29 protein-coding genes and 1 tRNA gene are annotated in these 26,012 nt (G+C 71.1%); 22 read left to right on the forward strand and 8 right to left on the reverse strand.

Annotated elements, in window-relative coordinates; translation table 11 throughout:
• Positions 1-2 precede the first annotated feature (2 nt).
• From FJM51_RS03410 to FJM51_RS23685, 7 genes are all read left to right on the forward strand, one after another.
• The gene (locus tag FJM51_RS03410; protein WP_181164431.1) at positions 3-926 is read left to right on the forward strand and encodes a calcium-binding protein; all 924 of its coding nucleotides are present in this window, start codon (positions 3-5) and stop codon (positions 924-926) included.
• Between the two features lie 197 nt (positions 927-1,123).
• Entirely contained in the window at positions 1,124-1,546 is a 423-nt protein-coding gene (locus tag FJM51_RS03415) for a hypothetical protein (RefSeq protein ID WP_140452706.1), read from the forward strand.
• The gene (locus FJM51_RS03420; protein WP_140452707.1) at positions 1,543-2,325 is read left to right on the forward strand and encodes a hypothetical protein; all 783 of its coding nucleotides are present in this window, start codon (positions 1,543-1,545) and stop codon (positions 2,323-2,325) included. Before FJM51_RS03415 ends, FJM51_RS03420 begins: the two co-directional genes overlap by 4 nt.
• Complete coding sequence (locus tag FJM51_RS03425; RefSeq protein WP_140452708.1) at positions 2,322-2,876, forward strand: hypothetical protein; 555 nt, start codon at positions 2,322-2,324, stop codon at positions 2,874-2,876. Before FJM51_RS03420 ends, FJM51_RS03425 begins: the two co-directional genes overlap by 4 nt.
• Positions 2,873-3,373: a hypothetical protein gene (locus FJM51_RS03430; RefSeq protein ID WP_140452709.1), complete on the forward strand. Its 501-nt coding sequence runs from the start codon at positions 2,873-2,875 to the stop codon at positions 3,371-3,373. The genes FJM51_RS03425 and FJM51_RS03430 overlap by 4 nt, the downstream gene beginning before the upstream one ends.
• Complete coding sequence (locus FJM51_RS03435) at positions 3,370-5,403, forward strand: hypothetical protein (protein WP_140452710.1); 2,034 nt, start codon at positions 3,370-3,372, stop codon at positions 5,401-5,403. The genes FJM51_RS03430 and FJM51_RS03435 overlap by 4 nt, the downstream gene beginning before the upstream one ends.
• Entirely contained in the window at positions 5,400-5,549 is a 150-nt protein-coding gene (locus FJM51_RS23685; protein WP_181164432.1) for a hypothetical protein, read from the forward strand. The genes FJM51_RS03435 and FJM51_RS23685 overlap by 4 nt, the downstream gene beginning before the upstream one ends.
• 196 nt (positions 5,550-5,745) lie before the next feature.
• Here the strand turns inward: FJM51_RS23685 and FJM51_RS03440 are convergent, their stop codons facing one another.
• A complete protein-coding gene (locus FJM51_RS03440; RefSeq protein WP_140452711.1) occupies positions 5,746-6,114 on the reverse strand; it encodes a hypothetical protein in 369 nt (122 codons plus the stop codon).
• A gap of 455 nt (positions 6,115-6,569) precedes the next feature.
• Here FJM51_RS03440 and FJM51_RS03445 point away from each other — a divergent pair.
• From FJM51_RS03445 to FJM51_RS03510, 14 genes are all read left to right on the forward strand, one after another.
• Positions 6,570-6,643, forward strand: a tRNA-Cys gene (locus FJM51_RS03445).
• Positions 6,644-6,877: 234 nt separating this feature from the next.
• The gene (locus tag FJM51_RS03450; protein WP_233712975.1) at positions 6,878-7,444 is read left to right on the forward strand and encodes an LbetaH domain-containing protein; all 567 of its coding nucleotides are present in this window, start codon (positions 6,878-6,880) and stop codon (positions 7,442-7,444) included.
• 3 nt (positions 7,445-7,447) lie between these two features.
• Positions 7,448-9,436: an HAD-IIIC family phosphatase gene (locus tag FJM51_RS03455; RefSeq protein ID WP_140452713.1), complete on the forward strand. Its 1,989-nt coding sequence runs from the start codon at positions 7,448-7,450 to the stop codon at positions 9,434-9,436.
• Between the two features lie 13 nt (positions 9,437-9,449).
• The gene (locus FJM51_RS03460) at positions 9,450-9,683 is read left to right on the forward strand and encodes an acyl carrier protein (RefSeq protein ID WP_140452714.1); all 234 of its coding nucleotides are present in this window, start codon (positions 9,450-9,452) and stop codon (positions 9,681-9,683) included.
• 157 nt (positions 9,684-9,840) lie between these two features.
• On the forward strand, positions 9,841-11,403 hold the full coding sequence (locus FJM51_RS03465) for an ABC transporter substrate-binding protein (RefSeq protein WP_140452715.1): 1,563 nt from the start codon (positions 9,841-9,843) through the stop codon (positions 11,401-11,403).
• 52 nt (positions 11,404-11,455) lie between these two features.
• Entirely contained in the window at positions 11,456-12,400 is a 945-nt protein-coding gene (locus tag FJM51_RS03470) for an ABC transporter permease (RefSeq protein WP_140452716.1), read from the forward strand.
• A complete protein-coding gene (locus FJM51_RS03475; protein WP_140452717.1) occupies positions 12,400-14,322 on the forward strand; it encodes a dipeptide/oligopeptide/nickel ABC transporter permease/ATP-binding protein in 1,923 nt (640 codons plus the stop codon). Before FJM51_RS03470 ends, FJM51_RS03475 begins: the two co-directional genes overlap by 1 nt.
• Positions 14,319-15,302, forward strand: coding sequence for an ABC transporter ATP-binding protein (locus FJM51_RS03480; protein WP_140452718.1), 984 nt, complete (start codon positions 14,319-14,321; stop codon positions 15,300-15,302). Before FJM51_RS03475 ends, FJM51_RS03480 begins: the two co-directional genes overlap by 4 nt.
• A gap of 73 nt (positions 15,303-15,375) precedes the next feature.
• Positions 15,376-16,428, forward strand: a complete 1,053-nt coding sequence (locus tag FJM51_RS03485) for a glycosyltransferase 61 family protein (protein WP_140452719.1) — start codon at positions 15,376-15,378, stop codon at positions 16,426-16,428.
• Positions 16,429-16,498: 70 nt separating this feature from the next.
• Positions 16,499-17,074 (forward strand): serine acetyltransferase, encoded by a 576-nt coding sequence (locus FJM51_RS03490; protein ID WP_140452720.1) that lies wholly within the window; start codon positions 16,499-16,501, stop codon positions 17,072-17,074.
• Complete coding sequence (locus FJM51_RS03495) at positions 17,071-18,651, forward strand: AMP-binding protein (RefSeq protein ID WP_140452721.1); 1,581 nt, start codon at positions 17,071-17,073, stop codon at positions 18,649-18,651. The genes FJM51_RS03490 and FJM51_RS03495 overlap by 4 nt, the downstream gene beginning before the upstream one ends.
• 39 nt (positions 18,652-18,690) lie before the next feature.
• Positions 18,691-18,930, forward strand: coding sequence for an acyl carrier protein (locus FJM51_RS03500; RefSeq protein ID WP_140452722.1), 240 nt, complete (start codon positions 18,691-18,693; stop codon positions 18,928-18,930).
• The gene (locus tag FJM51_RS03505) at positions 18,930-20,195 is read left to right on the forward strand and encodes a type III PLP-dependent enzyme (RefSeq protein ID WP_140452723.1); all 1,266 of its coding nucleotides are present in this window, start codon (positions 18,930-18,932) and stop codon (positions 20,193-20,195) included. Before FJM51_RS03500 ends, FJM51_RS03505 begins: the two co-directional genes overlap by 1 nt.
• A gap of 65 nt (positions 20,196-20,260) precedes the next feature.
• A complete protein-coding gene (locus tag FJM51_RS03510; protein WP_140452724.1) occupies positions 20,261-20,497 on the forward strand; it encodes an Lrp/AsnC family transcriptional regulator in 237 nt (78 codons plus the stop codon).
• Positions 20,498-20,557: 60 nt separating this feature from the next.
• On the opposite strand, the gene ureG is transcribed toward FJM51_RS03510, so the two are convergent.
• The 6 genes from ureG to FJM51_RS03540 form a co-directional block, all read right to left on the reverse strand.
• Positions 20,558-21,208 carry an urease accessory protein UreG gene (gene ureG / locus FJM51_RS03515; protein ID WP_140452725.1) on the reverse strand — a complete coding sequence of 217 codons (651 nt, stop codon included), beginning with the start codon at positions 21,206-21,208 and terminating at the stop codon, positions 20,558-20,560.
• Complete coding sequence (locus FJM51_RS03520) at positions 21,205-21,870, reverse strand: urease accessory protein UreF (protein WP_140452726.1); 666 nt, start codon at positions 21,868-21,870, stop codon at positions 21,205-21,207. The genes ureG and FJM51_RS03520 overlap by 4 nt, the downstream gene beginning before the upstream one ends.
• A gap of 7 nt (positions 21,871-21,877) precedes the next feature.
• Positions 21,878-22,387, reverse strand: coding sequence for an urease accessory protein UreE (locus FJM51_RS03525; RefSeq protein WP_140452727.1), 510 nt, complete (start codon positions 22,385-22,387; stop codon positions 21,878-21,880).
• Positions 22,388-22,499: 112 nt separating this feature from the next.
• On the reverse strand, positions 22,500-22,709 hold the full coding sequence (locus FJM51_RS03530; protein ID WP_140452728.1) for a hypothetical protein: 210 nt from the start codon (positions 22,707-22,709) through the stop codon (positions 22,500-22,502).
• Positions 22,710-22,821: 112 nt separating this feature from the next.
• Positions 22,822-23,055, reverse strand: coding sequence for a hypothetical protein (locus tag FJM51_RS03535; protein ID WP_140452729.1), 234 nt, complete (start codon positions 23,053-23,055; stop codon positions 22,822-22,824).
• A gap of 127 nt (positions 23,056-23,182) precedes the next feature.
• Entirely contained in the window at positions 23,183-23,410 is a 228-nt protein-coding gene (locus FJM51_RS03540) for a hypothetical protein (protein ID WP_140452730.1), read from the reverse strand.
• A gap of 209 nt (positions 23,411-23,619) precedes the next feature.
• Here FJM51_RS03540 and FJM51_RS03545 point away from each other — a divergent pair, with 209 nt between their 5' ends.
• Entirely contained in the window at positions 23,620-24,234 is a 615-nt protein-coding gene (locus FJM51_RS03545) for an undecaprenyl diphosphate synthase family protein (RefSeq protein ID WP_140452731.1), read from the forward strand.
• 28 nt (positions 24,235-24,262) lie between these two features.
• Here FJM51_RS03545 and ureC read toward each other — a convergent pair whose 3' ends face one another.
• Positions 24,263-25,975, reverse strand: a complete 1,713-nt coding sequence (gene ureC / locus FJM51_RS03550) for an urease subunit alpha (RefSeq protein ID WP_140452732.1) — start codon at positions 25,973-25,975, stop codon at positions 24,263-24,265.
• Positions 25,976-26,012 lie beyond the last annotated feature (37 nt).

Consider the following 26,012-nt stretch of genomic DNA (forward strand, 5'->3'; position numbering starts at 1 on the left):
CCATGTTCACGATTACCGGCTCGTATAACGAGTTCGACGGGACCGACGGCGACGACGACATTCTGGCTCTCGACCCGGGCCAAGTGATCAGAGGCGGCGACGGCGACGATACGATCTTCATGTTCTTTCGGATCGACGGCCCGGGGGAGGACGGCGTAGCCATCCCCGGATCTGTCCTCGGCGGCGCCGGAAACGACCATCTCTCGGCCTCGTTCGAGTGGGTCGATGCCGCGCCGGGGAACTACCTCGATTGCGTCATCAACGGCTGGAACGGCGACGACGTGATGCGCGGCGAGGTCAACGCCCATGGCGGCGGGGCCTACCTCACGCTCTACGGCGGGGACGGGGACGATGAGATCTCCGGCCGGGCCGAGGGGCGGACGGCGGACGTGCTCGTCTCTGGCGGCGAAGGGGCCGACCGGATCAGCGTCGAGATCATCACGACTGAATCGGGGCTGGCCTCTCTGGAGGGCGGCGCTGGCAATGACCGGATGAGCGTCACCGGCGGAGACGGGAACGTCCTCACCGGCAACCAGGGCGCGGACACGCTCATCGGCTCGGACGGCGCGGACCGCCTGATCGGCGGACAGAGCAACGACCACCTGACCGGCAACGGCGGCGAGGACGAGTTCGTGTTCGGCTACGTCCGGAGCGGCGAGCGCGACCGGATCGCGGACTTCCACATCGGCGAGGACGTGATCGACCTCTCCGGCGCGGATGCGAACCGCTACCGCTCCGGCTCGCAGGAGTGGCAGTTCGCCGGCCCCGACGACTGGCACGGCACCGGGCGCGTCTGGCTGGAGGACGTGGGCAAGACCACCACGCTCGTGCATCTCGACACGGGGCGCGCGGAGATGACGATCGCGCTGCTCGACGGCGCGGATGTGCATGCGGCGGATTACGGGGCGGATAGCTTCCTGCTCTGAGCCTCAGGGGGCGGCTTCGGCCGCCCTTCGCTTGCCGCGATAGGCGGTTCGCGGTATAAGGGTAAGGGACCGGCGGCGACGCCGGTGGTCTACGGGTGCGCCGCGCGGATCAGCGGCGCGGGCTACGGCGCCCGATGCAGCCGGTGACAGCGCGGCGCGCGATCTCCCCTCGCGGGGTGAGCACCGGATAAGCCCCCTTGACGCAATCTCGCATTGAATCGCCCCCCGATCAGGATTGGCACGTCGGCGGCTGGACGATCGAGCGCCGGCTGACAGTCGGGACGGTCATCGCCCTCGTTTCCATCATCGCCCTGGGTGCGAAGCTCTATTACCGGGTCGATGCGCTCGAGCAGCGCGCGGCCGCCATCCAGACCGAGCAGGCCGAGGGCAAGGAGCGCGCGGACCAGCGCCAGGTCGACACCCAGCGATACATCGACGAGGCGGTCAAGGCAGGCCGCGCCGCGCGCGAGGGCCTCGAGGCGCGGGTGCGCGCGACCGAGAACCAGTATGCCGGCGTCTCGGCCCAGCTGCAGGGCCTCGGCGCGCAGCTGACCGGCATCGGCGCTGACGTGCGCGACCTGCGGAAGTCCATCGAGGAAAGCAGGGCGCGCGAGAGATGAACCGCAAGGCCTTCTTCGACGCGCTGCGCGGCGGCCCGGTGTTCGGACGGGCGATCCCCGCGCCGGCGGTGGTGACGTGCGACGCGATCCTCGACGAGGCGGAGAAGCGCGGGACCAAGCTGCGGCATCTCGCCTACATCCTCGCGACGGCGCGCTGGGAATGCGGCGCCGACATGAAGCCGAAGCGCGAGAATCTCTACTACACGAGCGCGGAGCGGATCCGGGCAGTCTGGCCGGCGCGGTTCAAATCCGACCGCGACGCGACGCCATTCGTGAGGAACCCGCGCGCGCTGGCGAACCGGGTCTATTCCGGGCGCCTCGGGAACGGCCCGGCGGACGGGTACACCTTCCTCGGGCGCGGGCTGGTGCAGCTGACCGGGCGGGGCAACTACGCCCGCGCCGGGCGCGAGCTCGGCTTGCCGCTCGTCCAGACCCCCGACCTCGCCCTGCAGATGGGGCCGGCCGTCGCGATCCTTTTCTCCGGCATGGAAGAGGGCTGGTTCACCGGGATCAGCCTCGAGGATGCCGAGCGCATCCCCGGCTACGAGGACGACCGCAGGATCATCAACGGAACCGACAGGGCCGCCGAGGTCGCGCGGCTCGCGGAGGCGTTCGAGGGGGCGCTGGAGGCGGCTGGCTGGCCCGAGGATGGCCCGGAGCCGGCGCAGGCCCCGGAGCCCGCCGGAGACGCGCAGGCGAGCGCCTGGGCGGCGTGGATCAACAGCGCCCCGCCGGGCGCGCTGGCGTGGCTGGGCGCCATCCCCGGAGGGCAGGCATGAACTGGCAGGACCTGGGCGAGGAACTGAGGGGCATCGGCCTGTCGGCGGTGGGGGGCGCGCTGGTAGGTGGCGCGCCGGGCGCGGTGCTCGCGACTGGGCAGGAGATCGCCAAGCGCATCGGCGCGGCCGAGGCCTCGCCGGAGGTCATCCGCGACGCGCTCGAGGCGGACCCGGAGGCGCTGGCGCAGATGCGCGCGCTCGAGGTCGAGATGGCGAAGGTCGACGAGCGGCGCGAGGCGCGGGCGGCGGACAGCGCCGAGGAACTGGCGCGGATTGCCACCGCGGATGTGCAGGACGCGCGGGCGACGCGAGGGGTAGATGACTGGATGCGAGCCGCTCTCGCGCCTCTCGTCCTGGCGATCACCGTCGCCCTCAGCGTCTACATCTTCAAGGTCACGCCCGAGGGCAAGGAGCCTTCGTCGACGGCCATGTACATCCTGGGGCAGTTCGGCGGCTTCTCGGCAGCGGTCATCTACTTCTATTTCGGGAGTTCGCTTGGCAGCGCGCGACGCGCCGAGGAAATCTCGCGGATGAAGGGCGCGGGGAAATGATCGCCGCGAAGCCGCACGGCTATTGGGGCCGCCCGGTCCCGGCGCACCGGCTCGCGCGCTACCTGCGGCAGGGCCTGCCGAGCGGGCCGGAGGGGCCGGGCAAGATCCTGCTTTGGGGCGCGGAGGCGGGCGGCGGGCAGGCGGGGCCGCAGCTGCCGGCCTGCCTCGTCGCGCCCAGCACGCCCTATACGCCCGGCATCCTCGGGGCGCCCAGCGTCGGCGGCACGATCAGCGCGAACCTCGGCCTCTGGAGCGTGACCGATCTCGCGTTCCGCTGGCTCGCGGATGGCGCCGAGATCGACAAGCCTGCGTCGTGGGTCATCCCCGATGCGCTGTTCGGCGCCGCGATCACGCTGGAGGTCACAGCGACCGGAGCGGACGGCGTGACGGTGCGCGAGACTGACCCCCTCACCGTCATCGCGGGCGACCTGATCGCGATCGGCTTCTGGTCCGATCACTCCCCCTGGCACGATACCTCGAACTGGAGCGATGGATGACCGACCGCAGCTTTGCAAACGACGAGGGCGGCGGGGACATCCGGGCCAAGATCAACGGCGCGATCGCGGATGTGGATCGGCTGAAGGATACCACCTTCGACACCCCCGCCGCGCTGCTCGCCGCCAGTGCCCCGGGCGATACCGTCGCGGTCGCGGAAGGGCAGATGCTGCGCGGCGGGCCGTTCTTCTATGCGGCGGCTCCGGCGGGCATCCTCGCCATGCCGAACCTGCTCCTGAACCCGGTCCGCAACCCGAATGGCATGGTCTCGGCCTCGCAACTCGGGTGCGAGGTCGCGCGGACGCAGGCGGCGGCGGTGAGCGCGGCCGATTCCACGGACAAGCTTCAGGCGGCTCTCGACGCCGGGTACGACCTCTATCTCGACGGCTGGCCGAACATCGCCGGCCCGATCAACCCGGCCGGCCGGGCCATCATCGGCACGGGCAACGCGCAGTCCGGGCTCTGGTGCTCCGGCGCGTCGGCGGGCGTGCTGGCGGACGGGACCGGGACCAACCTTCGCGACTTCTCGATCATGTCGGACTACACCGCCGAGATCCTGCTTCAGGTCGGCGGCGGCGTCGAGGGCGACACGCTCCGGTATTTCGGGCAGGGGCTTTTCGTCTACGGCGCGAAGAAGCGGAATGGCCTCATCATGGAGTATGCCAACGGGCGCTCCATCGGCTGCATCTTCCGCCGCGCCGGCAATCGCGATGGCTCGGCCTCGATCATCGACGTGGACAGCCATAGCGTCGAGATGCGGTGCTTCCACCATTTCACCCAATGCGAGATGAGCGCGGCGACGGGGTATTCGCTCTACATCGTCGGCGGGCCGGGCTGGGAGGAAGGCCACGCCGCGCTCGACATGTGCCGCATCCAGACCGGGCACAAGGGCCTGATCATGGCGGCGAATTACTCGACCGACTATGTGCCGGCGGTCATCACCGTGACGAACGGCTATTTCGAGAACCCGGGCCTGACCCATGCCGGCGGCGTCAACAACGCGAGCCTCGGCCCGGCGATCGCCGCGCAGGGCGCCATCGAGATGTACATCGGCGCGTGCTCGAAGCTGATGGGGCGGAAGGCCACCTTCCTCCTGGCCGCCTACGACGGCGCGCGGATCTCCGCCCCCCGAGGCGGCGCGGTGAAGTTCAGCGCGCTCGGCACGTCGCAGCTCGGCGCGCTCGCCACCGTCGACAAGGCGCCGACGACCGCGTTTACCGCCGGCCTGCTCGTCTCGCATGGCGGGTTCCTCGTGACCGACAGCGGCACGGTCTATGCGCCGAAGGCCGATCAGATCCCGTTCACGACCGGCGCGACCTTCGCGGCCGAGGCATCGAAGTGGATCGCCACCACGCAGACCGAGGGGATGATCTCCCTCCCGTGCATGCCGCCGCTGCGGTCGAACGACTCGAACGCCTTCTCGCTCACCGACTGGAAGCTGTTCATCGACACGCCGTTCACCAAGGGCCGGCTCCCGATCGACATCGACGGCCTGCGGCTGGTCAAGGAACTGATCGACGGGACTTCAACGGCGGGCCTCACGCTCAACGTCTGCACCGCGGCGATCTCGAGCACGGCGGGGGAGTTCATCTCCGGGACGAGCGCGCTCGCGCTGACCGGCACGGGCTCGTCGGGCACGGCCAATTTCTCGCTGACCTTCGACATTCCGAAGCACCTGGTCGGCAAATTCCTCTGCATCACGACGGCGCTCGCCTACAAGCAGGTCGGGGCCACCTTCGGCTCGGCGGGGACCATGCAGCCCCGCATCCGCGTCACGGCGGGGACGGCGACGGTGTTCCCCTCTGTCGCGGCCGACGCGCAGAACATCGCCACCAACCTGACGCTCACCCCCGGCGCGGGCAACCTCACCGACTGGTATTACGGGATGCACATCTTCCGGCCGGAGACTGCCGGGACGCTCACCTTCACATTCGTGTGGGATGGCGTGACCGGCATCCGCGACGACACGGCGCTGGTCGACAACGTGCGGCTCTGGATCCTGCCGTCGCAGGATGAAGGGACGATCGCGTGACCCTGATCCTCACCCTCTGCGCCGGCCTGCTGTGCGAGGAGCACCGCTATCCGGCGCCGTCGATGCTCGCGTGCATGCTCGCCCAGCCGGAGATCGCGCGCGAGGTCAGGCCTGGGTGGCGGGTGGAGCGGTGGCGGTGTGAATGACCCTCGGTAGTACCGAGGGGTGATGCGCGGGCCGGGCGCTACTCCGGCTCTGAGGGCTTCCACTTAGCCGCCAAGGTCGCTTTCGCCTCAACGGATTGAACGGCTTCCGGACGCCTGCCCCCACCAGTCCTACTGCGGAGCTTATCCGCCTTCCGCGCCCCCGCACCTTAGCACAGGCGCGGGGGAGGGGCTAGGGTCAGGCGGGCCATCTGATTGCCGAGAATGCCTCCCACTTCGCGATGATCTGATCCCAAAGGCCCGCGATCTCGGGAGAGGGCCAAGCGTAGCGCGGAGACGTGCCATATTCGGTGAGGCCGTGCCCAGCCAGAACGTAAAGCGCGAACTCCCCGGCGAAACCCCATTGATCCATGAACTCCGCCTGCGTCTTGTCGCGGACAGCCTTGAGCGCCGCGATCATCATGGCGTCGCTCTCCGAGGAGTAGCCGCCGTAGATGCCGTGAATCACATCCTCCCACGGGTCAAACTCGTCCATGTCGATCGGCGCGTCATCGCCCGGTAGGGGTTTCGCCAGCGCCACCTCCAGCTTGGTCCGCGTATCGTCCATCGGGTCTCCCCCTGTCGCTGTCCTGATGCCTAGGCGGGGTTAGCCGACATAGTCATCATAGGATCGATAGACCTTCGTCAGAGAGCCGGTGCTCGGATCCGTTACGAACCAATAGCGCGGAGGGGGCCCTTCGCCCTTCCATGCCTTCCAATCGTCGGATGCGCCCTTGGCCTTGGCGCAAGGGCACTGGGCGACCCAAGGCGCATTTCCGGCGCCGCAAGCCGGGCATTTCCATCCTTGATCCATGGTATCAGATTCTCCCTTCGATCACGCTATGTCCTGATACTCTCGGACGGTTAAGCTACTGACTTCGCACGAAATATGCGCGGACTTCTAATCCGGCGCTCTACCCATGGAACGAATCCGGGCCGAATCGAGAATGTGCAAAACAATGTGCAAAACATCGATCGCGCCCTTGCGCCACGTTCCGAAAAGTGAAATAGCTTCCGCCGGTTGGCGACGTGGCGGAGTGGTGACGCAGCGGATTGCAAATCCGTCCACACCGGTTCGATTCCGGTCGTCGCCTCCATTTTCCGATCATTCAAGACTCCGTGTCCGGTCCCGCCGGGGCCATCCGGCGGCGCGGATTCCCAACGGGTTTCGCCGGCCGCGCCCGCCGAGGCCGCGCCGTTCCCATCGGCCGCTCCCTTGCTTTCGCGCCGCGTGGCGCCAATTGTGGGCATCGGGACGGTTCGAGCGGGTGTCGATGACCGAGGGCGGGGAGAGACGGGGGACGGATGGCCCGGGCGCGCGCGCGTTGCCCGTGATCGGCACGCTCGCCGAGCTCTGGGGCTATCTCCGCGAGGATTACGCGACTCATTCGACCACGCTCGAGGTCACGGCGCTGAAGCCGGGATTTCTCGCGGTCGCCTTCTACCGGATCGGGGTCTGGGCCAATGGCCGGCCGTGGCTGCCGCGCGCGATCATCCGCCGCCTGCTCTCGGTGCCGGTCTATTTCATCCGCAACTGCTTCGGAATCGCGCTTCCCGCCTCGTCGCGCGTCGGGCGGCGGCTGAAGATCGTGAACCAGGGCGGCATCGTCATCCATGCCCGCGCCCGGCTCGGCGACGACTGCGTCATCCGCCAGGGCGTGACGATCGGCTTCGCCGGAAGCCGCGGCCCCGGCAGCGTGCCGGTGCTCGGCGACCGGGTCGAGGTCGGCGCCGGAGCGATCGTCGCGGGCGCGGCGCGGATCGGGGACGACGTCAGGATCGCCGCGAACGCGGTCGTGATGCGCGACGTGCCCGCCGGCAGCATCGTCGCGGCGCCGCCGGTCCGGATCATGGCCCCGCCGCCCCGCCGGGCGGAACGCGCCGCGGGAGGCGGCTGAGGCATGGTCGCGCCACGTCCCGCCCTCGCCGCCCTCAAGGAGACCGGCAACCGTTTCCTCGCCGCGCGGCGCTTCGACGAGGCGGCCTCCGTCTACGAGGAGGCGGCGCTCCTGAGCGAGATCCCGCGCGGCGGGCTCTGCGTGCGCCTCGCGCGCGCGCATCTCGAGGCGGGCCGGCCCGAGGAGGCGGCGGCCTGGCTCATGCCCGTCGTCGATACCGCGCCGAGCTTCCGGACATGGGCCAGCGCGGCCCGGATCCTCGACCGCTGCCCGCCCGAGACCTGGCCGCGCGTGCGCCGGCGGCTCCGGGTCGCGCTGGTCGGCACCTGGACCACCAGCGCCTTCGGCGCGATGCTGCGCCTCGCCGCGGCCCGCCTCGGCCTCGCGCTCGAGATATACGAGCCCGATTTCGGCCAGTATTTCAACGCGACGCTCGATCCCGGCTCCGCGCTCCACGCCTGGGAGCCCGAGGCGGTCGTGCTCGCGCCCGATCAGCGCGCGCTGGGGCTGAAGCCCTTTTCCGACGCGCCGGAGGCCGATGCCGAGGCGGCGGTGGCGCGCTGGTCGGCGGTCTGGCAGGCGCTGCGCGCGCGCTCCGCGCCGATCATCATCCAGCACGGTTTCGCCACCTCGGGCGGAGACCCGCTCGGGCATTACGCCGCCGGCCTCGCCGGGGCGCGGCGGACCATCGTCGCGCGCGTCAACCGCCTGCTCGCCGAGCGCGCGACCACGGAGGACGTGGGCTTCCTGAACGTGCAGGCGCTGGCCGGGCGGCTCGGCGCGGAGGCCTGGTTCGACGACCGGGGCTGGTACATGGCCAAGATGCCCTACGGGCCGGACGCGCTGCCGCTGCTCGCCCGGCACACCGCGGCGGTGCTGGCGGCGCGGATCGGCTTCTCGCGGCGGTGCCTGGTGCTCGATCTCGACAACACGCTCTGGGGCGGGGTGATCGGCGACGACGGCGTCGAGGGCATAACGCTCGGCGGCAATGCCATTGGCGAGGCCTACGCCGATTTCCAGCTCGCGCTGAAGGAGCTGCGCGGGCGCGGCATCCTGCTCGCGGCCTGTTCCAAGAACGACGAGGCGGTGGCGCGCGCGGCGTTCCGGGAGCATCCCGAGATGGTGCTCCGGGAGGAGGATTTCGCCGCCTTCGTCGTGAACTGGCAGCCGAAATCGGACAATCTGCGGAGCGTGGCCGCCCGGCTCGACCTCGGCCTCGATTCGCTCGCCTTCTTCGACGACAACCCCTACGAGCGGGCCGAGGTCCGCCGCGCGCTGCCGGAGGTCGACGTGCCGATCCTGCCCGAGGATCCGACCGGCTACCGCCGCGCGATCGAGCAGTATCCGTATTTCGAACCCTCGGCCTTCACCGCGAGCGACCGCGCCCGCGCCGAGCAGTATCGCGCGCGGGCCGAGGCGCTGACGCTCAGGGCCTCGGCGGGCTCCCTCGCGGACTATCAGGCGAGCCTCGACATGCGGGCGAGCTTCGGCCGTGTCGATCCGCTCAACATGAGCCGCGTGGTCCAGCTCATCAACAAGACCAACCAGTTCAACCTGACGACCCGGCGCCGGAACGCCGCCGAGCTCGAACGCCTGCTCGGCCGGCCGGGGGCGCACGGGATCTGGGCGCGGCTCCGCGACCGCTTCGCCGATCACGGGCTGATCGCGGTCGCGATCGGGATCGAGCGCGACGATCCCGCCGGGCGCGTGCTCGAGATCGACACGCTCCTGATGAGCTGCCGCGTGCTCGGCCGGGGCGTCGAGGACGCCGTGGTGGGCGAGCTCGCGCGGATCGCGCTCGCGGCGGGCTGCTCCCGGATCGAGGGGGTTCATGTCCCGACCGGGCGCAACGGCATGGTCGCGGAACTCTACGCGCGGCTCGGCCTCGCGGAGATCGAACGCGCCCCGGACGGAACGGTCCGCTGGGCGGGTCCGGCCGAGCCCTTGACGCGGCCGGAGGTTCCGATCGAAATCAACTGGACCGAAGCTTGAGGGGTATTGCCCGGTGTCCGATGTCGTCGAGCGCCTGACCGAGGTCTTCCGATCCACCTTCGGCGACGAAGCCATCGTGCTGACCCGCGAAATGACCGCGGACGACGTGGCGGCCTGGGATTCGGTCAGCCATATCGAACTGATCTACGCGATCGAGGACGAGTTCGGGATCAAGTTCAGCGCCCGCGACATCGCGGAGCTTTCCTGCGTCGGCGACCTGATCGCGGTGATCGAACGCCGCGGCTGATCGCGGCGCGGGCGCGGCGGCCCCTCCTTTCCGCGCCCTCCGGGCGAAACCTCCGCGCCCGGGGTGGACGCGACGGGCTCAGTCCCTAGTGTGGGGGGCGGGCGGCCGGCTCCGTTCGCGGCGGCCGCCCTCCTGAACCGCGTCAAGGGAGGAAAAGATGCGAATGATCCTGGCCGCGGTCGCCTCGGCCGTCCTGTCGGCGCTCGCCGCCGCGGCGCCGGCGCTGGCCCAGACGCCGCCGAACGTGCTCGTCGTCGGGCAGATCGCCGAGCCGAAGTCGCTCGATCCGCACGCCGCGACCGCCTCCAACGACTTCCGGATCCTCGTCAATCTCTACGACGGCCTGGTGCGCTACCGGCCCGGCACGCTCGAGGTCGAGCCGGCGCTGGCCGAAAGCTGGGAGATTTCCGACGACGCGAAGACCTATACGTTCCACCTGCGCGACGGGGTCACGTTCCACGACGGTTCCGCCTTCGACGCGGAGGCGGTGAAGTTCAACTTCGACCGGATGCTGCGCGAGGATCACCCCTATCACGATACGGGGCCCTTTCCACTCGCCTTCTTCTTCTCCTCGGTCGCGGAGGTGACGGTCGTCGATCCGCTGACGGTGCAGTTCCGTCTCTCCGAACCCTACGCGCCGCTTCTCTCCAACCTCGCCTATCCGACCGGGCTCATCGTCTCGCCGGCGGCGGTGAAGGAATACGGCAAGGATTTCGGCCGGCACCCGAGCGGCACCGGCCCGTTCCGGTTCGAGGAATGGCAGGCGAACAACCGCGTCGTCGTCAGCCGGAACGAGGATTACTGGGACGGCGCGCCGAAGCTGGAGGCGGCGATCTTCCGGCCGATCACCGATGCCAATACCCGGCTCGCGGAGATGATGTCGGGCGGGCTCGACGTGATGGTCGAGGTGCCGCCGGACGGGCTCGCCCAGTTCCGCGACGATCCCAACGTCAAGGTCTACGAGCAGGCCGGGCCGCATCTGTGGTTCCTGATCCTGAACACGAAGGAGGGGCCCTTCGCGAGCAAGGCGGCGCGCCAGGCGGTGAACTACGCGGTCGACAAGCAGGGGCTGGTCGCGAACGTGCTCCAGGGCACGGCCGATGTCGCCGCCGGGCCGATCCCGCCCGCCTTCGCCTTCGCGCATGATCCGGGTGTGGAGCCCTATCCCCACGATCCGGAGAAGGCGAAGGCGCTGCTCGCGGAGGCGGGCTACGACGGGTCGGAAGTGACCTTCTACGTCGCGGACGGCGGTTCGGGCATGCTCGACCCGGTGGCGATGGGAACGGCGATCCAGGCGGATCTGAAGGCGGTCGGCATGCCCGCGAAGATCGAGACCTACGAGTGGAACACCTTCCTCGGCAAGGTGAACGGCGGGCTCGAGGGGCAGGCGGACATGGCCGAGATGGCCTGGATGACCAACGATCCCGACACGCTGCCCTATCTCGCGCTCCGGAGCGAGGCGATGCCGGCGGAGGGCGGGTTCAATTCCGGCTACTATTCCAACCCGGAGGTGGACCGGCTGCTCGCGGAGGCGCGGCGCGCGACGGACCAGGAGGCGCGCGGCGCGCTCTACCGTCAGGTGGACCGGATCGTGCATGACGACGCGCCCTGGCTCTTCGTCGCGAACTGGAAGCAGAGCGCGGTGACCTCGGCGGCGGTCGAGGGTTTCGCGCTGGAACCTTCCTTCTTCCTGCTGCTTCACGACGTGTCGAAACCCTGACGCGCCAGCCGCCCCGGCCCGCGCGGCCGGGGTCCAGCCCAAGGGAGCGCGCATGGGCCTCCATGTCCTGAAGCGGCTCGCGGCCGCGATACCGGTGCTGATCGGCCTCTCGGTCATCGTCTTCCTGATCATGGCGATGATCCCGGGCGATCCGGCGACCGCGATCCTCGGCGCCTATGCGACGCCCGAGAACGTCGCGGCGCTCAACCGCGACCTCGGCCTCGACCAGCCGCCGCCGCGGCGGTACCTGATCTGGCTCGGCAACATCCTCCACGGGGATCTCGGCCGGTCCTACGCGCTGAACCGGCCGGTGCTCGACGAGGTGCTGGAGCGGTTCCAGGCGACGCTCGTTCTCGCGGGGACGGCGCTCGTCCTCGCCTCGCTGCTGGGGCTTCTCGCCGGGGTCGTATCGGCGGCGCGGCAGTTCGGCTGGACGGACCGGGCCGTCACCTTCGCCGTGCTGATCGGGATCTCGACGCCCTCCTTCTTCCTCGGCCTGCTGCTGATCCTCGTGTTCGCCGTGCGGCTGCGCTGGTTCCCGGCGAGCGGAATGTACGCGATCTACGGCGGCGGCGATCTGAAGGATCTCGCCTGGCACCTCGTCCTGCCCGCGCTCACGCTCGCCGTCGTCGCGACCGGCGTCATCGCGCGGCTGACGCGGACCGCGATGCTCGAGGTGCTGCGCCAGGACTACATCCGCACCGCCCGCGCCAAGGGGCTGCGCGAGCGGCGGGTGATCCGGGTCCACGCGTTCCGCGCCGCGCTCGTCCCGGTCATCCCGGTGATCGGCATCCAGGCGGGTTTCGTGCTCGGCGGCGCGGTCTATGTCGAGACGGTGTTCCAGTGGCCGGGCATCGGCTCGATGCTCGTCAATGCGATCGCGACGCGCGACATCCTGCTCGCGCAGGGGGGCGTGCTGGTGGTCGCGGCGGCCTATGTGCTCTTCAACCTCGCCGCCGACATCGCCCAGACCCTCATCGATCCGAGGCTGCGCTGATGGCCGGCGCGACCGCCGCCCCGGCGCGGACCGGCGGGCGGCCGGGGTTCTGGCGGCTCCTGCTCGCCAACCGGCTGGCCGCGGCCGGGCTCCTCGTCCTCGGCCTCATCGTGGTCGCGGCGCTCGCCGCGCCGCTTCTCCCGCTGCCGGATCCGGACCTGACCGCGCCGGCGGAGCGGCTGGCGCGGCCGCTCGCGCCGGGCCACCCGCTCGGAACCGACGCGCTCGGCCGCGACATCCTCTCGCGACTCGTCTGGGGCACGCGCGTCAGCCTCGCGGTCGGCCTCTCCGCGACGTTGATCGCGGCGGTCGCGGGCTCGCTCGTCGGCCTCGTCGCCGGCTACGCGGGCGGCCGGGTGGACGGGCTGCTGATGCGGGGCGTCGACATGGTGATGGCCTTTCCCTACATCCTGCTCGCGCTCGCGATCGTCGCGGTGCTCGGCCCCGGGCTCCTGAACGCGCTCTACGCGATCGCGCTCGTCAACATACCCTTCTTCGCGCGCAACATCCGGGGCGTGACGCTCGGCCTCGCGCGGCGCGACTTCGTCGCGGCGGCGCGGCTCTCGGGCCGGTCGCACGCCGGGATCCTGTTCGGGGAGATCCTCCCGAACGTGATGCCGGTCATCGTCGTCACCATCTCGACCACGATCGGCTGGATGATCCTCGAGACCGCGGGGCTCTCCTTCCTCGGCCTCGGCGCGCAGCCGCCCCGGGCCGATCTCGGCTCGATGCTGGGGGAGGGGCGGGCCGTGCTCTTCACCGCGCCGCATGTGGCGATGGTGCCGGGGCTCATGATCTTCGCGCTCGTGATGGGCATCAACCTCGCGGGCGACGGGCTGCGCGACGTGCTCGACCCGCGGCTGAGATCGGGCGCTCTGACGCGGCCGGTGGCGCGGACCAAGGTCGCGCGGCGCCGGGTGCCCGCCCTGACGCCCGACCCGGCGGCGGTGCTCGACGTCCGGGGGCTCGAGACCGAGTTCGAGATCGGCGGCGAGGTCCACCGGGCCGCGGGCGGCGTCGATCTGAAGCTCGGCCGGGGGGAATGCCTCGGCCTCGTCGGGGAATCGGGCTCGGGCAAGTCGGTCACGGCGATGTCGATCATGGGGCTGGTGCCGACGCCGCCGGGCCGGATCGCGGGCGGCGCCGCGCTGCTCGACGGCGAGGATCTCTTCGGCATGCCGGACGAGGCGATCCGGCGGCTGCGCGGCGCGGCCGTCGCGCATGTGTTCCAGGATCCGCTCTCGACGCTGCATCCGCTCCTCACCGTGGGGGCGCAGCTCGTCGAGGCGATCCGCGCCCATGCGCCGCTCACCCGCCGCGCGGCCGAGGCGCGGGCGGAGGAACTGCTCGGGCTGGTCCGGATCCCGAACCCGGCCGAGCGGGCGCGGGCCTATCCGCACGAGCTTTCCGGCGGGATGCGCCAGCGGGTCTGCGTCGCCATGGCGCTCGCCAACGATCCCGAGGTGATGATCGCGGACGAGCCGACCACCGCGCTCGACGTCACGGTGCAGGCGCGCATCCTCGCGCTGATCGAGCGGCTCCGGCGCGAGCGCGACGCGGCGGTCCTGTTCATCACCCATGATTTCGGCGTTGTCTCGACGATCTGCGACCGGGTCGCGGTCATGTACGCGGGCCGCGTGGTGGAGGAAGGGCCGACGCGGGCGATTCTCGAGGCTCCGGCGCATCCCTATACCGCGCGGCTCATCGCCTGCGTTCCGGTGCTCGGCGCGCCTCACCGGCGGCTCGACGCGATCCCGGGCCGGCCGCCGCCGGCGAACCGGCTGCCCGAGGGCTGCGCCTTCGCGCCGCGCTGCCCGCGGGCGACGGCGGACTGCCGCGCGGGCGAGATCGCGCTCGGGGGCCGGGGCGGGGGACGGGCGGTGCGCTGCCTTCACCCGCTCGCGCCGGGAGAGCGGGCGTGAGCGGCGCGGCCTTCCTCGATATCGACCGGCTGGAGCGGGTCTTCGGCGGCGGGCGCACGCTTTTCGGCCGCGCGCGGCCCGGGGTGCACGCGGTGCGTGAGGTGACGCTCGACCTGCGGCGGGGCGAGACGCTCGGCATCGTCGGCGAGTCGGGCTGCGGCAAGTCCACGCTCGCGCGGATGATCGTCGGGCTCGACCGGCCGACGGCGGGGCGGATCACGCTCGACGGGCGCGACCTCGTCGCGGAGGCGCGGCGCGATCCGCGCGCGCTGGCGCGGCGGATCCAGTACGTGTTCCAGGATCCGGTGGCCTCGCTCAATCCGCGCAGGACGATCCGCGCCATCCTCGAGGCGCCGCTCCGCCACCTGCGCGGCCTCGACGGCGCGGCGCGCGGGAGGCGGCTCGCGGACCTGATGGAGGCGGTCAATCTCGCGCCCGAACATCTCGACCGCTATCCGCACGAATTCTCCGGCGGGCAGGCGCAGCGGATCGGGATCGCCCGCGCCCTCGCCGCCGAGCCGGACCTGATCGTGCTCGACGAGCCGGTCTCCGCGCTCGATGTCTCGGTCCAGGCGCAGGTGCTCAACATCCTCGACGGGCTGCGCGAGCGTTTCGGCCTGACCTATGTCTTCATCAGCCACGACCTCGCCGTGATCGAGAGCGTGAGCGACCGGGTGGCGGTGATGTATTTCGGCCATCTGGTCGAGATCGGCCGGGTGGCGGATGTCTTCGCCCGGCCGCGGCATCCCTATACCCGGCTGCTGCTCGCCTCGGTCCCGGCGCCGGGCCGGGCGGTGGCGCCGCCGGAGGAGGGGGAGGCGGAACTGCCCGATCCCTACCACCCGCCGCCGGGCTGCCCGTTCCATGCCCGCTGCCCGCGGCGGAGCGACATCTGCCTGACCGCCTTCCCGCCGCGCGACTCCGCGCCCGGCCGCGCGGACCACCTGAGCGCCTGCTACCATCCGGAGGGGGACGACTGACCGGGGCCGTCAAGCATTCCGCAAGCTTCCGGCGCCAGTGTCGGCGGCTCGGATCGGAGACGGAGGGTGCGCGATGTTGTCCTGGCGGCCGGCGATGGGGCTCGTGAGGCGGCTGGTCGGCGGGGGGAGCGGGATCGAGGCGCTGGCGCGCGAGCGCTGGGAGATCGCGCCGCCCGAGACCCGCTTCGTGCCGCCCGCGCTGTTCCTGGAGGGCCAGATCGAGCGGATCCGGGCCACCCGCTTCGGCACGGCCCCGGAGGTGGTCCGACACCTGCGGGGCGGGTTCGAGACCCGGGAGGGGCCGACGCTCGGCCATGCGCTGCGCGGCGTCGATCTCGTCGACGGCGTGCTCTACGCCGGGAGCGCCCGGCGCCATCTGCGCCCCGAGGCGAAGGCGCGGCTGCTGCCTCCGGTCCCGGAGGAGCATGCCAGCGGCGTGCTCTACGAGAGCTGGGCCGGCAACCGCTGGTTCGGGAACTGGCTCACCGACGATTGCCTCGCCTACGCGCTCGCGGAATGCTTCGGCCCGCCCGTCGCGACCGCGCCCGCGCCGACGGGCCACGCGCGCGACTACGAACACCTGCTCGGCCAGAGCCCCCGCCGCTTCGCACGTCGCCGGTTCGACGAGCTGATCCTGCTCGACGACCAGGCCAACAACGCCGACCGCCGGGCGCGGGCGGAGCGGATGAGCGCGCGGCTCCGCGCCGGGATCGACGCGCCGCCCCGGCCGGGGGTGTTCCTGACGCGGGGCGAGAGCGGCGACCGGCGGCTCCTGATCAACGAGGCGGAAATCGCGACGCGGCTGCGGGACCGGCACGGCTTCGCCATCGTCGATCCGCTCGCCCACGACGCGCGGGGGCTGATCGCGGCCTGCGCCGGCGCGCGCGTCATCGCCGGGGTCGAGGGCAGCCATCTCTGCCACGGGCTGGTGGCGATGGATCCGGAGGCGACGCTGCTGACGCTGCAGCCGCCGGACCGGGTGACCTCGGTCCTGAAGATCGTGACCGACCGGCGCGGGCAGGGCTTCGCCCTCATCCTCGGCGCGGGCGGGAGCGGGGGGTTCCACGTTCCGCCCGCCGAGGTCGAGGCGACGCTCGACGTGATCGCGCGGCGACGGGGTCTGTAACGCTCCTTTAACGCCGCCCTGCGATCACCGCTCTCGTGGACGAAGCGACGTCCGGCGCGGGAAACGACGAATGCCATTCTCCGAGATCAAGGCCGACTACCGGCGTCACGGGCGTTCGCTCGCCGATCCCGCCTTCGTTTCCCTCGCCCTCTACCGCTACGGCCGCTGGGGCCGCGCCCGCGCCACGCGGCCGGCGCGCTGGCTCGCGAGCAAGAGCTACGGGCTTCTCGCGATTTTCGTCTGCAATATCACCAAGATATGGATCCCGCCCCAGGTGACGCTGGGCGAGGGGTTCCATATCGTCCATGCCGAAGGCTCGCTTTCGATCCATCCCGACGCGGTGATCGGCAAGCGGCTCGGCGTCATGCACAACGTCACGATCGGCACCAACATGGGCGAGGGCGCGCCGGTGATCGGCGACGACGTCTTCATCGGCGTCAATTCGACCGTGCTCGGCGCGATTCGCATCGGGGACCGCGTGCGGATCGCCGCGAACACCGCCGTCACGACCGATGTGCCCGACGATTGCGTCGTCGTCGGCTCGCCGGCCCGGATCTACCCCCGGTTGACTCCGTTCCGAACGCCCGCCGCCGCGCTCGCCGGCCTCTCGCCGCTCCTTCTCCCCCTCATCACCGCCCTCGCATGAAGAACGCCCTCAGCGCCACGCTCTACCAGCTCTTCGCCGACAACCTGCCCGACCGGGCGGAGAAGGTCGCGCTCGTCGATCCCGACGCGCGGATCACCTATGGCGCGCTCGCCGCCGAGGTCGACCGGCTCGCCGGTTATCTCAAGGCCTGGCGGCTGCCGCCGGGCGAGCGCGTCATCGTCCATCTGCGCAAGAGCCGGGCGGAGGTCGCGGCCATGCTCGCGGTCGCGAAGGTCGGCGGCGTCGTCGTCAACGTGAACACGCAATGGACGGCCGAGCAGCTCGCCTTCGTCGCCGGGGATTGCGGCGCGCGGGTGATGATCGTGGAGCCGCGCGCCGCGGCGGGGCTCGCCCGCCAGGGGCTGCCGGGATCGGTGATGCGCGTGCTCGTCCACGGGGAGGCGCCGCGGCTTCCCGGGTTCGACGGCTGGGCCGATCTGCCGCCGGGCTGCGTGGGGCCGGAAGTCCGGCGGCTCGAGAGCGAGCTTGCGATGCTCATCTATACCTCCGGCTCGACCGGGCGGCCGAAGGGGGTGATGCTGAGCCATCGCAACATCCTCGCCGGCGCGCGCTCGGTCGCGCGCTACCTGCGCCTCGGCGCGGAGGAACGGCTGCTCGGCGTCCTGCCCTACAGTTTCGACTACGGGCTGAACCAGCTCACCACCATGCTGCTTCTCGGGGGCACGGTGGTGCATCAGCCGGTGCCGCTCGCGGCGGAGGTGGTGGCGACGATGGCGCGCGAGGAGGTGACCGGCGTGGCCGCGGTGCCGCCGCTCTGGGGCCAGATCGTGCGCCTGCTGGGCGACGCGCCGCGCGCCTTCCCGGCGCTGCGCCGGGTGACCAATTCCGGCGGGAAGATCCCGCTCAACATCCTCGACCGCATGCCGGAGGTCTTTCCCGGCGCGGACATCTACCTGATGTACGGGCTGACGGAGGCCTTCCGCTCGACCTTCCTCTCGCCGAAACGCTTCGCGGCGAAGATGGGCGCCATCGGCCGGGCGATCCCGGGCAACGAGGTCCATGTCATCACGAAGGACGGGCGCCTCGCCGGCCCGGGCGAGCAGGGCGAGCTCGTTCACCGCGGGCCGCTCGTCAGCCTCGGCTACTGGGGCCGGCCCGATCTGACGGCGGAGCGGATCCGGCCCTGCCCGGCGCTGCGCGCGCTGATCGGGGACGAGCCGGTCGTCCACAGCGGCGACACGGTGCGCGTCGACGAGGACGGCGATCTCTGGTTCGTCTCGCGCGACGACGCGATGATCAAGACGAGCGGCTTCCGCCTCAGCCCCGACGAGGTCGAGGATCTGGTCTGCCGCTCGGGAATGGTGGGCGACGCGGTCGCCTTCGGCGTCGCGGACGACCATCTGGGCCAGGCCGTCCATGTCGCGGTGACGCCGCTGCCCGGATTCGAACTCGCCGGGCTGATGGCGCACTGCCGCGCGGTGATGCCCGGCTACATGGTGCCGAGACGCGTCCATGTCTGGCCCGAGGCGATGCCCCGCACGTCGAGCGGCAAGCTCGCCCGGCCCGAGGTGATCAGGCGCAGCGCCGCCGACACGCCGCGCCACCCGACCCTCTGACCCACCCCTCCGATCCACCGTCACGGGAGAACCGGACCGATGAGCCTGACCGCCGACCGACTGATCCTGTTCCTGAGGGACGCGCTCCGCGTCGAGGGCGAGGTGACGCCCGAGAGCGCGCTCTTCACCAGCGGCGCGCTCGATTCCGTGGCGATGATGAACCTCATCGCCTTCGTCGAGGAACAGGCGGCGATCCAGGTCCGCGCCGATCAGGTGACGCTCGAGAATTTCGACACGCCCGGCCGCATCGTCGCCTTCGCCAACGCGGCCGCCGCGTGATGGACGGCGGCGATCTCCCCGCGTCCGGGCTCGAGCCGTTCGACCGGATGCTCGCGCGCTCGGCGAGCCGGTTCGGCACGCCGCAGTTCCTCTACGACACGCGGGCCATCGAGGCGCGGATCGCGGAGCTCCGCGCCGCCTTCGGCGGGCGGTTCGCGCTCAGCTACGCGGTCAAGGCCAATCCGAACCCGGCGCTGCTCGGCTGGCTGCGCGAGCGGATCGACTTTCTCGACGTCTCCTCGATCGGGGAGTTCCACCGGGCGCGCAACGCCGGCTGGGCGCCGGACCGGGCGAGCTTCACCGGGCCCGGCAAGCGCGACGGCGAGTTGCGCGAGGCGATCGCGGGCGGGCTCGGCGAACTCATCCTCGAATCCGCGGGCGAGGCGCGGCGCGCGAATGCCATCGCGGGCGCGCTCGGGCGGCGGCAGGACGTGATGATCCGGATCTCGCCCGACCGCGTGCCGAAGGGCTTCGGCGATCACATGGCCGGGCGGCCCAGCCCCTTCGGCGTCGATGTCGAGGAGATCGACACGACGCTGCCCGCGATCGCGGCGCTGCCGAACCTGCGCCTCGCGGGGCTGCACATCTATTCCGGCACGCAATGCCTGCGCGCCGAGGCGATCGTCGAGAACTACGCGATCTTTCTCGACATCTTCGAGCGGGTCTGCGCGCGCCACGATCTCGCGCCGCGGCGGCTCGTCTTCGGCTCCGGGCTCGGCATTCCCTATCACGAAGGGGACGCGCCGCTCGACCTCGGCGCGGTCGCGGCCGGCATCGTGCCCGCGCTCGACGCGCTGCGCGCGAAGCCACGCTTCGCGGAGACGCGGCTGGCGCTGGAACTCGGGCGCTATCTGGTGGGCGAGGCGGGGTATTTTCTGACGCGCGTCGTCGCGGTGAAACGCTCGCGCGGGCGGAGCCTCGCGATCTGCGACGGGGGCATGAACGACCACCTGCCGGCCTCGGGCCATTTCGGCATGGTGATCGCCCGGAACTACCGGATGCATGTCGTCGGCGGCGCGGGGCCGGCGGAGGAAGTGGACATCTCCGGCCCGCTCTGCACCTCGATCGACAGGCTGGCGCGCGGGGCGCGGCTGCCGCCGCTCGCGGAGGACGACCTGATCGCGGTGCACCAGAGCGGCGCCTACGGCCCGACCGCGAGCCCGCTCGGCTTCATCAGCCATCCCGCGCCGGTCGAGGTGCTGCTGACCGGCGACGGGCTCGTCGGCACCGGGCGGGTGAGCCTCTGCGTCGAACGCCCGCGCTGAGCGGCGAAATCCCGATTGCACTCCTCCTCCCGGCCCGGCAGTTTGGCGCCGAGAGGAGAGCTTCGATGACCCTGGTCTTCATTCAGCTGCGCTGCGCCCCCGGCCGGACCTACGAGGTCGCCGATGCCATCTACGATCGCGAGTTCGTCTCCGAACTGTATTCGACCTCGGGCGAATACGACCTGCTGATGAAGGTCTACATCCCCGAGGGCGAGGATGTGGGCCGCTACATCAACGACAGGATCCTCGACATCCCCCATATCGACCGCAGCCTGACGACGCTGACCTTCAAGGCGTTCTAGCGCCGCGGGCCGGGCCGGGCCGGGCCTCGGGGCGCGGCGGGGCGATCCAGCCGCCCGCGCTCACTCCGCCGGGGCGGAGACGCCGACGCCGAGGCCGCCGGCGGTCTCGATGAAGGCGATCACCTCGGGCACGCCGACGCCGTTCCTGATCTCGCAGAACTGGAACGGCCGCTCGCCGCGCATCCGGCGGGAGTCGCGCTCCATCACCTCCAGGCTGGCGCCGACATGGGGCGCGAGGTCGGTCTTGTTGATGATGAGCAGGTCGGAGCGGGTGACGCCCGGCCCGCCCTTGCGCGGGATCTTGTCGCCCGCGCAGACGTCGATCACGTAGAGCGTGATGTCCGCGAGTTCCGGCGAGAAGGTCGCGGAGAGATTGTCGCCGCCCGATTCGATCAGGATCACGTCGAGATCGGGAAAGCGCTTCACCAGGTCGTCGACGGCGGCGAGGTTGATCGAGGCGTCCTCGCGGATCGCGGTATGCGGGCAGCCGCCGGTCTCGACGCCCACGATGCGTTCGAGCGGCAGCGCCTGGCTCCGCATCAGGAATTCGGCGTCCTCGCGGGTGTAGATGTCGTTGGTGATCGCCGCGACGGACCACTTGTCGCGCATCCGCTTGCAGAGCTGGTCCATCAGCGCGGTCTTGCCGGCGCCCACCGGGCCGCCGATGCCGACGCGGAGCGGGCCGTGGGGGGATTTCGCGGGAGCGGTCATGAGCGGTAGAGCCTCGTGTACTGGGTTTCGTGCAGCATCGCGGCGAGATCGGCGCGGAGCGCCGAGCCGCCGATCTCGTCGAGCGACGCGCCTTCCGCCCGCGCGGCGAGTTCCGCGCAGAGCGGCATCAGGTCCGCCGTGATCCGCTGCCCGTCGGTCTGGCCGAGCGGGACGAGCCGGACGCCGGCCGAGACGATGTTCGCGGCGAAGCCCTGGAGGTAGAGCGTCAGCGCCGGGCGGAGCGGCAGGCCGAGCAGCCGCGCGGCGCGGCCGACGGCGACGGGATAGGCCATCGGCGGCAGCGCGATCCCCCAGACCGCCGCCGTGGTCCGTGCGAAGGCGCCGCCCTGCGCCATCGTCTCCAGGAGCCGCTCCGAGGAGGGCGCCAGCGCCTCGGCCAGCGCGGCGAGCGGGGCGGGATCCCCGGCGCGGAAGGTCGCGGCGAGCAGCACCGCGTCGCTCCAGCCCGCGCCGTGGCGGAGCAGGTCCGCGACCCAGTCGGCGAGACCGGCGCGGCCCATGACCTCGCCCGCCTCCACCGCCCATTCGAGCCCGTGCGAATAGCTGTAGGCGCCGACCGGATAGGCGGGCGAGAACCAGCTCGCGAGGATCTGCGCCGGATCGGGCAGGGCGCGCGTCGCGTCGGGCGCGGGATCGGCCATCGCGCTCTCAGGCATGGGCGCGGGGGCCGTGGCCCGTCCCGCGCGGATCGTCGGTCGCGCCGCCGTGGTGGTGGCCATGGGTCCGCCCGGTGCCATAGGCGCCGCCCTCCGGCCGGAAGGGCGCGAGCACCGGCGTCAGCCGCGCGCCGAGCCGGGTCAGCATCGCCTCGAGCACGTGGTCGCGGCGGATCAGCAGGTGGTCGGCGGCGATCTCGGCCGGCGTGTGGCGGTTGCCGATGTGCCAGGCGAGCCGCGCCAGCCCGCCCGGGACCGTCCGGACCTCGACCAGCGGCTCGGCCGCGGCCTCGATCGCGATCCGCGCGCCGTCCTCGGTCACGAAGGCGTCGCCGGCCTCGAGCGACACGGTCTCGGCGAGGTCGACGAGCAGGCTCGCGCCGGAGGCGGTGGCGAGCGTCCTGCGGCGCAGGAAGCGGCCCTCGTAGTCGAGCGTGACGCGGTCGGCATCGGGCAGCGGGCCGAGGCCGCGCTCGACGCGGCGGGTGATCTGGCGGGTCATGCGGGCTGTTCGCGCTCCGGAAGGCTGGGACGGGACCGGGGCACTATCGCAACCTTCCGCCGCCGGGTCGAGAGCCCGCGAGGCATCATCGTTACCCCCGCGGGCAGCGCGCCTAGTCGTTGGGGAAGCAGAGCTGGTTCCACTGCATGCGGTCGCTCACATCCGCGGGCAGCGTCTGGCAGTAGCCCGGCCCCATCTGGCCGGCGGAACCGCCCCTGTTCGGCGTCTGCCGGTCCGCGTCGGTCACCGGCGTGATCTGCGCGCAGGCCGCGAGGCCGGTCGCGGCGACGCAGCCGAGAAGTACCAATCGAAAGGATCGCATCCTCAATTCCCCTCCGGAAAAGACCGGGCAATTATTCCAGCGGAAGCGAGCGCGGTCGAGAGGGCGACTACTTCGGCGCACGCACAAAAACGTGCGCCGGAGCGCGTCTCTGCTACCGGTTCGGCATGCACATCCGATCCCATTCGTTCTGGAGCGTCGGATCGGTCGGTGTCGTCTCGCAGAAGTCGGGGCCCATCGTCGCCGCGGCTCCGCCGCCCTGCGGCTGTTCCGGCGCGGCGGCCCCGAGCTCGGCCGGCTGGTCCTGGCATCCGGCGACGAGGCCGAGCGCGAGCAGCGCCGCCCCCGCCGAGAGGCCCCGGCCGGCGGAAATGCGAAGACGGATCATGATGTCCCCCTGTGGTGTCTTCGTTGAAACCGACTCGAGCATAGGCGGGACCGCGACGCCGGGGAACGGGGAAACGCGCGGCTTCGGCCGGGGGAAGGGGGCGGAGCCCCTTCGCTCCCCCGTCGTGTCAGAGCATCGCGTAGCCGCCGAAGGCGAAATGGGCGATCCGGTCACGGTCGATGCCGAGTTCCGCGAGTTCCGCGTCGCTCTTCTCATGGAGCCGCGCGGCGAGCCGGGCGCGGGCCGCGAGCGAGGAGCGTTCCGCGATCCTGACGAGCGCGTCGAAGAGGCCGTCGCCCAGCCGGGCGAGGATGCCGGGCCGGAGCGCGGCGGAAGACGTGATTTCGTATGCCATTTGGAAACCTCCTGATTGGCAGGTGAGATTTCCTCCCTTGACCCGGAAGATGGCGCGTCCGCGCCCTCGCTGCAACGCAACATCGCGCATAGCCGGCATGCGCGATGGCGGCATCGTGGCATCCCAGGCCATCGGCCCGGAGGCGGAGCGGGCGAGGGAACCTTTCCGGGAGGGCCGGGTTGGACGGGGCTGGAAACGGAAGGCTCACCATGGCGAAAGCTCGGATCCCCACGCATATCGGGATCATTCCCGATGGAAACCGACGCTGGGCCAATGGACGGGGGCTCGCCCGGGAGGAGGGGTACGCCCATGGCATCGAGCCCGGCCTCCACCTCTTCGAGGAATGCCGCAGGATCGGGATCCCGGAAGCCTCGATCTACGGCTTCACCCAGGACAATACCCGCCGCCCGAGCGCGCAGTCCCGCGCGTTCCGGGCCGCCTGCGTCGCCTTCGCGAACGAGGTCTCGCGGCGGGGCGCCGCGCTGCTCGTGGTGGGGGATCCCGAGTCCGCCCAGTTTCCCGAGGAGCTGAGATGCTTCCTGACGCGCCAGGGCGACGGGATGAAGGTCAATCTCCTCGTCAACTACGGCTGGGAATGGGATCTCGCCGGGCTCGCCGACGGCGGGCTGAAGTCGGCCGCGGTGTCGCGGATCGACCTCGTCGTGCGCTGGGGCGGCGGCCGGAGGCTGAGCGGCTTCCTTCCGGTCCAGTCCGTCTACGCCGACATCTACGTGCGCGACGAATACTGGCCCGACTATCAGCCGGACCAGTTCGGATCCGCCCTCGCCTGGTTCGGCGAGCAGGACCGGACGCTGGGCGGCTGATCCCGCGCCGCCCTTCGGAACGCCCGGCTCAGAACAGGAAGTAGCGCTGCGCCATCGGCAGTTCGCGCGCCGGCTCGCAGGTCAGCAATTCGCCGTCGGCGCGGACCTCGTAGGTCTCGGGGTCGATCTCGAGCACCGGGCAGGCGTCGTTGAGCTTCATCGCCGCCTTGCCGATGCCGCCGCGCGTGTTCTCGACCGGGAGCATCTCCTTCGCGAGGCCGAGCCTGCCGCGCAGGTCCGAGGCCGCGGCGGCGGCGGAGGTGAAGATGACCGCGTTGCGCTCGACCGAGCGGCCCATCGCGCCCCACATCGGCCGGGTATAGACCGGCTGCGGCGTCGGGATCGAGGCGTTCGGATCGCCCATCTGCGCCACGACGATCACGCCGCCCATCAGCACCATCTCCGGCTTCACGCCGAAGAAGGCCGGCGACCAGAGCACGAGATCGGCGCGCTTGCCGGGCTCGATCGAGCCGATGTCGCGGCTGACGCCATGCGCGATCGCCGGGTTGATCGTGTATTTCGCGACGTAGCGCTTCACGCGGGCGTTGTCGTTGTCGCCGGTCTCCTCGGGGAGGCGCCCGCGCTGGGTCTTCATCTTGTGCGCGGTCTGCCAGGTGCGGATGATCACCTCGCCGATGCGTCCCATCGCCTGGCTGTCCGACGAGATGATCGAGAGCGCGCCCATGTCGTGCAGGATGTCCTCGGCCGCGATCGTCTCCTTCCGGATCCGGCTCTCGGCGAAGGCCACGTCCTCGGGGATCGACTTGTCGAGATGGTGGCAGACCATGAGCATGTCGAGGTGTTCCTCGAGCGTGTTCACGGTGTAGGGCCGGGTCGGGTTGGTGCTCGACGGGATGACGTTCGGCAGGCCCGCGACCTTCAGGATGTCGGGCGCGTGGCCGCCGCCCGCGCCCTCGGTGTGGAAGGCGTGGATGGTGCGGCCCTTGAAGGCGGCGATCGTGTCCTCGACGAAGCCCGATTCGTTGAGCGTGTCGGTGTGGATCATCACCTGCACGTCCATGTCGTCGGCGACGGAGAGGCAGCAGTCGATCGCCGCGGGCGTCGTGCCCCAGTCCTCGTGCAGCTTCAGCGCGCAGGCGCCGCCCTCGACCATCTCGACGAGCGCGCCCGGCAGCGAGGCGTTGCCCTTGCCGGCGATGCCGATGTTCATCGGCACGCCGTCGACCGCCTGCATCATCCGCCCGATGTGCCAGGGGCCGGGGGTGCAGGTCGTGGCGAGCGTGCCATGCGCCGGGCCGGTGCCGCCGCCCAGCATCGTCGTCAGCCCCGCGTGCAGCGCGTCCTCGATCTGCTGCGGGCAGATGAAGTGGATGTGCGCGTCGAAACCGCCCGCCGTCAGGATCCGGCCCTCGCCCGCGATGATCTCGGTGCCGGGGCCGATGACGATGTCGACGCCGGGCTGCGTATCCGGGTTCCCCGCCTTGCCCAGCGCCGCGATCCGGCCGTCGCGGATCGCCACGTCCGCCTTGTAGATCCCCGACCAGTCGAGGATCAGCGCGTTGGTGATCACCGTGTCGGCCGCGCCCTCGGCCCGCGTCGCCTGGGACTGGCCCATGCCGTCGCGGATCACCTTGCCGCCGCCGAACTTCACCTCCTCGCCATAGGTCGTGAGGTCGCGCTCGACCTCGATGAAGAGGTCGGTATCGGCGAGCCGGAGCCGGTCGCCGGTGGTCGGCCCGTACATGTCGGCGTAGGCGGCGCGGGAGATCTTCTGGGGCATGGGATCCTCTCGGGCGAAGGCGGGCGCCCTGCGCGCC

The sequence above is a fragment of the Amaricoccus solimangrovi genome (assembly GCF_006385685.1).
GTDB lineage: Bacteria > Pseudomonadota > Alphaproteobacteria > Rhodobacterales > Rhodobacteraceae > Amaricoccus > Amaricoccus solimangrovi.